The organism is Nitrospinota bacterium (genome assembly GCA_016235255.1).
In the GTDB taxonomy this organism is placed as follows: Bacteria; Nitrospinota_A; UBA7883; order UBA7883; family JACRLM01; genus JACRLM01.
Map to the genome: position 1 here is coordinate 38165 of JACRLM010000033.1, position 8260 is coordinate 46424.

Annotated in this window: 10 protein-coding genes; all 10 read left to right on the forward strand. The window is 54.8% G+C overall.

Features of this window, described 5'->3' with window-relative positions:
* Positions 1-15 precede the first annotated feature (15 nt).
* The 10 genes from HZB29_04530 (at position 16) to HZB29_04575 (ending at position 7869) form a co-directional block, all read left to right on the forward strand.
* Positions 16-2622, forward strand: coding sequence for a molybdopterin-dependent oxidoreductase (locus HZB29_04530; GenBank protein MBI5814859.1), 2607 nt, complete (start codon positions 16-18; stop codon positions 2620-2622).
* 90 nt (positions 2623-2712) lie between these two features.
* Complete coding sequence (locus HZB29_04535) at positions 2713-3354, forward strand: molecular chaperone TorD family protein (protein ID MBI5814860.1); 642 nt, start codon at positions 2713-2715, stop codon at positions 3352-3354.
* 7 nt (positions 3355-3361) lie between these two features.
* Entirely contained in the window at positions 3362-4513 is a 1152-nt protein-coding gene (locus HZB29_04540) for a 4Fe-4S binding protein (protein MBI5814861.1), read from the forward strand.
* Complete coding sequence (locus HZB29_04545) at positions 4503-5105, forward strand: hypothetical protein (GenBank protein ID MBI5814862.1); 603 nt, start codon at positions 4503-4505, stop codon at positions 5103-5105. Before HZB29_04540 ends, HZB29_04545 begins: the two co-directional genes overlap by 11 nt.
* 196 nt (positions 5106-5301) lie before the next feature.
* A complete protein-coding gene (locus HZB29_04550) occupies positions 5302-5907 on the forward strand; it encodes a NapC/NirT family cytochrome c (protein MBI5814863.1) in 606 nt (201 codons plus the stop codon).
* A gap of 54 nt (positions 5908-5961) precedes the next feature.
* Positions 5962-6165 carry a hypothetical protein gene (locus HZB29_04555; GenBank protein ID MBI5814864.1) on the forward strand — a complete coding sequence of 68 codons (204 nt, stop codon included), beginning with the start codon at positions 5962-5964 and terminating at the stop codon, positions 6163-6165.
* 155 nt (positions 6166-6320) lie between these two features.
* The gene (locus HZB29_04560) at positions 6321-6605 is read left to right on the forward strand and encodes a type II toxin-antitoxin system RelE/ParE family toxin (GenBank protein ID MBI5814865.1); all 285 of its coding nucleotides are present in this window, start codon (positions 6321-6323) and stop codon (positions 6603-6605) included.
* A 20-nt stretch (positions 6606-6625) separates the two neighbouring features.
* Positions 6626-6916: a HigA family addiction module antidote protein gene (locus HZB29_04565; GenBank protein MBI5814866.1), complete on the forward strand. Its 291-nt coding sequence runs from the start codon at positions 6626-6628 to the stop codon at positions 6914-6916.
* Between the two features lie 354 nt (positions 6917-7270).
* Positions 7271-7501 carry a DUF433 domain-containing protein gene (locus HZB29_04570; GenBank protein MBI5814867.1) on the forward strand — a complete coding sequence of 77 codons (231 nt, stop codon included), beginning with the start codon at positions 7271-7273 and terminating at the stop codon, positions 7499-7501.
* The gene (locus HZB29_04575; GenBank protein MBI5814868.1) at positions 7498-7869 is read left to right on the forward strand and encodes a DUF5615 family PIN-like protein; all 372 of its coding nucleotides are present in this window, start codon (positions 7498-7500) and stop codon (positions 7867-7869) included. Before HZB29_04570 ends, HZB29_04575 begins: the two co-directional genes overlap by 4 nt.
* The last annotated feature ends 391 nt before the right edge of the window (positions 7870-8260 follow it).

Genomic DNA, 8260 nt, shown 5'->3' on the forward strand with positions numbered 1-8260 from the left:
GGGGGAGACGAAAAAATGGAATTCAGCAGAAGAAGATTTCTTCAATTCGGCGCCGCCGCCGGCGCGGCCATGGCCGCCACGGGCAAGAAGGCCCACGCCATGGAACTTACTCCCGGCGGGAAATCGGTGACAAAGAAAGGTGTGGAGCGCAAGGCCGTGCCATACACCTGCATGACCTGCAACATAGAGGACGGCGGCATCGCCTATGTCGAGGACGGCCGCATTGTCAAGCTGGAGGGCAACCCGAAGCAACCGGGCAACCGAGGCCGGCTTTGCGCCAAGGGGAACGCCGGCTGGCAGCACGTCTATGACCCGGAGAGAATACTTTTCCCGCTAAAGCGCGCAGGCAAGCGCGGCGAAGGGAAGTGGAAGAGGGTGTCTTGGGACGAGGCGCTCAACGAAGTGGCCGGCAAGATCCGCGATCACATCAAGAGCGGCAAGGAGCGGGACGAGATATGTTTCAAATGGGGCCGCAACCGGACCCATGGTTTCATAGACAGGTGGATGAACGCCCTTGGATCATCGGCCACCATGAACCACACCTCCGTTTGCGAATCTTCAAAGAAGATCGGCATGCAGGCCACCTGGGGGCCGGACATCGAAACGCCGGACTTCGCCAACACCAAGTACATCATCAACTTCGGAAGCAACATTCTGGAGGCCGCCTATTTCCACAACCCGTACGCGCAGAGGATCATGGACGGCGTGGTGGGGAACAAGGCGAAGATGGTGACGTTCGACGTGCGTCTTTCCAACACCGCCGCCAAGTCCGACGAGTGGCACCCGGTTTTCCCGGGGACCGATGGCGTGATAGCGCTTGCCATGGCAAACGTGATCATGCAGGAAGGGCTTTATGACGCCGAGTTCATAAATGACTGGGTGAACGTATCGGCCGGCGAACTGAAGTCCTATCTGGCGAAATACACGCCGCAGATGGCGGAGGGGTACAGCGGAGTGAAAGCGGCGGACATCGCCCGCATCGCCCGTGAATTCGCCATGGCCAAGCCGGCGACCACCTACACCTACCGCGGGCCTTGCAAGCATATGTACGGCTCGTACAACGAGCGCAGTTGCATGCTGTTGCCGATCATCACCGGCAACGTTGAGCGCAAGGGCGGCTATTGCCTGCCGCGCGGGATGGGTTGGGACGGCGTTGAGCCAAACCCGCCGAAACCCAAGGGGCACAGCCTCCTCCACCAGCCTCACGATTATCCGCTGGCGGGGCACCATGTGAGCCATCACGTTCCCTTCCTGATAATGGAGGGAAAGGCGAAGGTGTCCATATGGATGGATTATTATGACAACCCCGCGTACTCCTTCCCTTCCTCCCATGTGTGGAGGAAGATTTACCAGGACGAGAAGATGATCCCGTATTTCGTCACTTTCTCTCCGGTGATCAGCGAGACTTCCCAGTACGCCGATATCATCCTTCCGGACGTCAGCTATCTGGAGAGGCACGACCCGGAGAACATGCCAAGCGACCTTCTGCCGTGGATAGGGATCCGCCAGCCGGTTGTCAAGCCGTTGGGCGAGTCCAGGGAGTTCCGCGACGTGATACTCGACCTTGCAAACCGGATAGATCCGGACGGCAGCCTGGAGATAAAGAAGTACTTCTCTTATGGCACCACCGAGGACTATATGCACAAGCACTTTGACAACGTCAAGGGGCTAAAGGAAGTGGGCGGGTATGAATACCTGAAGAAAAACGGCGTGTTCCCCGATTACGGCAAGTTGGATCCGGCGGACTACAGGTACTACAAGGACGGCAAGCTTGTGGAACCGGAGTATGGCCTTCACATGAAGGAGGATCCGAAAGGTGTGGAGGTCAAGGGCAAGAAGAGGGCCGGTTTTGGCACCCCTTCGAAAAAGATCGAGATAAAGAGCGATCTTTACGCCAAGGCCGGTTTCAACCCGATGCCAGTGTTCAAGGAGCATCCCTGGCACTGGGAAAAGGGGAAGAAGAAGCTGAAATCGGGCCAGATGATCCTCACCACTTTCAAGTGGAACGTCCATACCCAGGCCAGGACCTCCAACCTGCCGCTGCTGTCGGAAATTGTCCACAAGAATCCCGCGTGGATAAACTCCAAGACCGCGGCGAAGCTTGGGATCAAGAACAACGACCTTGTGAGGATCACCTCCGGCGTGGGTCATATGGTGACCCGGGCCAATGTGACCGAGTCCATCCATCCCGAAGTGGTGGCGGTGTCCACCGCCGTGGGCCACAAGGTGGGCGGACGGTTCGCCACGGCCAACAAGGACGCCAAGGCGCACCAGTGGGCCGGGGACGACGCGGAGCTCAAGCATATGTGGTGGGATGACGCTGGCGTCCATCCCAACGACATCATCCCGGTGAGCACCGATCCAATCGGCGGTTCGCAGGGATGGTTCGACACGGTTGTCACTGTGGAGAAGGCTCACAAGGGGGACAAGTATGGCGATGTGGTGGCCGATTTGAAGAAGGCCGTGGACTTCTACAAAGAGACCCTCACATACAACGTCGCCGGGCCAAACCACAAGAAGGTACATCCGGAGCTGGCGTCCAACACCGGTACGGAAAAGAGCCGTGTGGCAATGAGCAAGGGCAGAAAGGACTATAATGATTTCGACCCTGTCATTGTCTAGGCCTGGCGGTCTGGCTATGTGTGGCTGATTTTATTCCCTGGCCGGCGGATTTTCCGCTGGCCAGGGGCTTTTGATAAAGGTTGTGAATTTATGTCGGACGATACGATTGAAGAGCTTGAGTCATTACGGAATGTTTACCTGATATTAAGCGATTTGCTGATTCGGGAAGTTGACCGGGAATCGCTGGCCCTTCTCAGAAGCGGTCAGATGCCGGGATTCCTGAAAAATATCGGCGTGGACTTGTCTCCAGGGGAAGGGGAGGGGGACGAAAAGCTGCTCGATGAACTTGCCGCGGAATACTCCGCGCTCTTTGTCCAGCCGGGTTCGGCCCCGCCGTATGAGTCCGTGGCGTTGTCCGGCCGGCTTTTGGCGCCTGAGGCTGACAAGGTGGAGATAACATACCAGAAGAACGGCTTTGATTACAGAAAGGCGCATCCAAACATCTTCCCGGATCATGTGGCCATCGAATTGGCATTTATAGCCTCCTTGCTGGAGGCCAGGTCAAAAGAGATGAAAAACGGGAACAATGACGCGGCTGGCGAGCTTGAGGGTGAAAGGATTTCTTTTATTTCAGCCCATCCCGCCAAATGGATGAGGGATTATTTCATTAAAGTATCGTCAAAAGCCAAGGCTCCTTTTTATGCCGGGTTGCTCGATTTCGCGGGGGGATTTATTGAAAGCGAGGCCGATGAGGCGGCGGCGAAGGGCGCGCAGGCCGCCGCACGGCCATGATATCGCCATGAACGAGACTGACGCGGCCGCAGGCCCGGCCGCCCTTGCGGTGAATCCATCGGCCTGCATAGACGCCAGGTCGGAAATGGCGGCATGCGCAAAGTGCGCGGATGTATGCCCGGAGGAATGCCTCAAGGTGTCCGGCAGGGCCATACATGTGGACGAGCCGGCCTGCGTGGAGTGCGGGTTATGCGCCGCCGTTTGCCCCTCCTCGGCGATCACGCTTGGGGCTTATCAGGAAGGGCGGATAGGCGATATCCTGGAAGCGGAGCTTTCAAAATCGGAAAACGCCGTCCTGTATTGCCGGAAGTCGGCCCTGGATGGCCATGGTCACTTCAAATGCCTCGGCGCGCTTACTGGCGCGAGGATGGTCAATCTGGCGCTGTCCGGGGCCGCTTCCATAACGTTGAAGGGAGCCTGCGGCGAATGCGGCATTTATTCCGGCAAGGCGCAAATCCAGAAGGCCGTTGACGCGGCCAATTACACCCTGGGCAAGATAGGAGCCAGTCCGGCCGTCGTTTTCGAGCCGGACGCCGGGAAAAGCGTGGAGCGGAAGAAAAGCGCCGAGATATCCTCCCGCCGGGGTTTCCTGGCCGGTTTCGCGCGGATCGCCGTCAAGCAGGCGGTTTCAAAAATCAGGATTTACAATATCGTGGCGGCCCCAAACGGATGGCTTGCCCCGATCCAGACGCCATCGCGAAAACGCATGCTAAACAGGAACGTGAAGGCGGCCGCCGGCGAGCAGGCCGTATTCAGCGAATCAGAATCACTTTTCAGGATGGTGGAGGTCGCGGAAAACTGCTCGCTTTGCAACGCATGCTCCGCATATTGCCCCACCGGCGCGCTTGCAAGGAAAGATTATCCAGACAGGATAGCGATCGAATTCACCGCCGCCCTGTGTGTCAAATGCCACGGGTGCGCCGGGTTATGCCCGGAAAAAGCCATAAGTTACGCGGAACAGTTCAGCGCTTCGGCCGCCCTGGCTGAAACGCCGCAGACAAAGGCGGAGAGAGGAAAATCGGAGTGCGTGTCCTGCATGAAGCCGTTTGTGCCTGTTGAAGACGGGCAAACCTCGTGCAAGGCGTGCATGAAGGTGGACAAGTTCCAAAAACATCTTTTTTCAATGTATGTATCAGAGAGGAGGAGTCATGAAAGCTAGATTTTTGGCGGTGATCATCGCCGGTTTTTTCATGGTGGCAGGATACGCCGCCCTTGCCTCGGCCAAGAATCCGCAGTATTCCGGCAACCTGGGATGCAAATGCCACAAGGCGGAGCAGGACGAGTGGGCGAAAAGCCCGCATGGAAAGGCAATGGAAGCCCTTTTCGCGGCCAAGCGCACCAAGTCGCAGAATCTCGCGCTTAAAAACGCGAAGCTCGATTACAAAAAAGATTATAACAAGGACGACAAATGCCTGAAGTGCCACGTGGTGGGCTACAGCAAGCCTGGCGGCTACGAAGATGAGAAGAGCGCGGCGGACCTCATAGGCGCGGGGTGCGAGATGTGCCACGGCCCCGGCTCGGAATACAGGAATCTCCATAAGGAAAAAGAGGAGACCTTCACAAGGGCCGAGGCAAAGGCCGCTGGCGCCACTTATGGTTCCGATGACTCAGGCGTGTGCCTGAAATGCCATGACAACAAGGATTCACCCTTTAACGCCAAGACGGACAAGAAGTACGCGTTCAACCATGGCGAGATGATCAAGCTTGAGAAGGCGTGGCACAAGGTGTATCCGCTGAAGTTCAAGCATTAAACCGGCGAACATTCAAATCAGCCGGCGGCCTGACTTTCAGCCGCTGGCGCGGATTTGCCTTCCGGACGCCTTTTGTCACCCCTATGGTTCGCGGACCCGCTGAAATTAACTCACGCGGGACCGTGCGGCAAAAGGCGTCTTTTTTTTGCGCGCATCGGGTGTTAGCATGTTAACAGGCTGAACGGATGACATTGCCATGACATTTTTCATAGCGGTCCTTCTTGCCGCCTACGCTCTTGGCATGTGGAGCATGCTGACCCACTGGAGCGCCCTTACGCCGAAATCACGTAAAATCACGGCTTTTTTCACACTGGGCCTTTTCCCGTTTTTATGGGTGATGGCGGTGGCCTACCAGGACCTGGAAAGGGTCAAGCATGTGGGCTTCTGCGAAAAATGCCACACCATGCGGCCATTCGTGGACAACCTGAAAAGCGAAAACCTGGAGCCTCTCTCCACGCTGCATTACCAGAACAATTGGGTCCGTCAGGAGTCAGCGTGCTATGAATGCCACACGTCATACACGATGTTCGGTCCGCTGACCGCCAAATTCAAGGGGCTCAGGCACCTGTATGTTTATTACGTCCAGGGAGGAGAGGGGGCTCCGAAACTTTACGACAAGTACGACGCCCGGCAATGCTTAAGGTGCCACGGCCCGTCGCGCCGCTACCTTAAAATGAGGAAGCATACCAGGGACGAAAACCTTCTTAAAGACCTGGTGGAAGGCAAGCGCTCTTGCATAGAAAGCGACTGCCATTCGCTTGTGCATTTGAAAGAAACGGGAGCCGCCAATGACAAGGGGTGAAATGGCCGTAACTGTTAAAATGCCCGCCGGCCGGCGTGGCGCCGGAGCGGGAACATGAACGGACTGGACAGGTTGATGAAAATGGCCGTGATCTTCAACATCGCGGGAGTGACGCTTCTTTCGATCTCACTTTTCGTGGAAACGCCGTTTCAACTGACGTTGACGATGGCAGGGGGCTGCGCATCGGCGCTTATCGGCTTTGGCATATGGGTCAAGATGGTGATAGACGAAGCGTTAAGCCGCGGCATGCTTGAGTAAGGCGCCCCGGAAACGTCGGCAAAACTGGCTCCCCGGGGGTGAAGGAAGTGGGCAATGGAGAGTGAAATTGGCAGCCTGTAAACGGCTTTTGTAAATTTAAAAGTCCCTGTCCGGACTCCTTGCATGATATAATGCATTCCATTATAATATAAACCATGATAATGACGTTTGCCTGCAAACGGACCGAGGTATTTTTCCGAAGAGGAAAAGCTATGGGATTCCTTTCTGGACAAATCCGGGAGATCGCGTCCAGAAAGTTGCAGATGCTCCATTTCGCCGCTGAAGTGATCGACCTGAGAGTTCCGCCGGGCAATCAGTTGGAAACGTTAAAAGGAGATCGCGCTGGGCAATATAGTATCAGGATCAACAGGCAGTATCGAATATGCTTCCGGTTCGAGGGGGGCAACGCCTACGACGTGGAAATAGTGGACTATCACTAGGCCATAAGGAGACAAGAGAAATGATCGGATTGAAAGTCGAACATCCGGGGATCATTCTTCGGGAAGAGTACCTGGAGCCGCTGGGCATCACGCAAACCCAGCTCGCCAGGGAAACCGGTATAAGCTACCTGCGGGTGAACGAGCTGGTCAACGGCAAACGGGGAATCACCCCGGACACCGCCATGCGGCTGGCCCGATATTTGGGAACATCGGCGCAGTATTGGATGAACTGGCAATCTGCCTTTGACCTTCAAAAAGCAGAGGCCGAGCATCACAAGGAATACGAGAGGATACCCGTTTTTGCGCAGTAGGCAGACCGCCTTTTGAAAATGAAATAAAACGGCATGCGCTGGATGATTTCAGCCGTATTTTGAAAAAGAATTGCGCTGAGAGAAACGAAGTTAATCTTGCGATGGCATGTAACGCCGTAATGTTCAACAAGATAAGAATGGCTCCCCGGCGCGGACGCTCGCCGAAAAACAATCACACTGATTTTCCAGTTCTTGCATTGGCAAGAGAGGGGGAAATGGTAATTCGCAAGCACCTTTAACCACGACAAAATATACCATTCCTGAATCGTTTGGTGTATCGTATAACCATGTTAAAAAATCCATATGGAAAGTGTTCTGGCGCCTTCCAAAATGATTGCGGAGGTAGATAAAATAATGCCTCAATTTGACCGGATCACTCAACAGCCGGAAGTTATGGGCGGCAAGCCCTGCATCCGCGGGATGCGGGTTACTGTCGGCATGATTGTCGGCCAGATAGGAGCCGGCCATAGCATCGAGGATATCCTCAAAGACTACCCATACCTTGAACGCGAGGATATTTTTCAAGCCATCCGATATGCCGCATGGCGCGCCGAGGAACGGGAGATCATGCTGACACAAGCATGAAACTGCTCGTTGACATGAACCTGTCCCCGCGTTGGACGGGGCTTTTGAACAATTCTGGATTTCAATCTATTCACTGGTCGGCGGTTGGGCCATTCAACGCGCCTGATTCGGAGATCATGGCCTATGCGGCAAAGAACGGTTTTGTCATCCTGACTCACGACCTGGACTTCAGCGCGATACTTGCCGTTACCCATGGAGAAAAACCAAGCGTTGCGCAAATACGCGCCGATGATATCAGCCCGGACGTAATAGGGATTCTGGTTATTTCCGCTCTTAAGCAAATGGAATCCGAATTGGAAGCAGGGGCGCTGTTGACCATCGAACCGGAACGCAGCCGCTTGCGCCTGCTGCCGTTGAAAGACAAATAAGGCTAATAGCTAATAAGGTTTTTCAAAGAACGGCGCCATCACCAGCGGTAAATGCTCCAGAATTTCAAAGTGCGCGGGCATTTTTTGGAGAGCAACGAGAGCTGCATATATATCATTGAATAGCAACGAGATATCAATGGCTCCCCGGGAAAGTAGGAAATGGGCAATGGGAAATTGGAGTGATAATTAAAAAAAAGACAATCGCGTAAACCGGTCATAATTTCCCGCCAAATTGTGGATATACGCTCGAACACTAGTGTCCCAACGTTAGTCGAACAAAAACAGCTGATTGTCTGAAACCGGCTGAAATCCGTTTATGACAGTTTCCGCAAGCAGTTGATCCAACGGGGTTTTCTCGAACATTGTGAGGCTCAGAATCTGTAGAATTTCG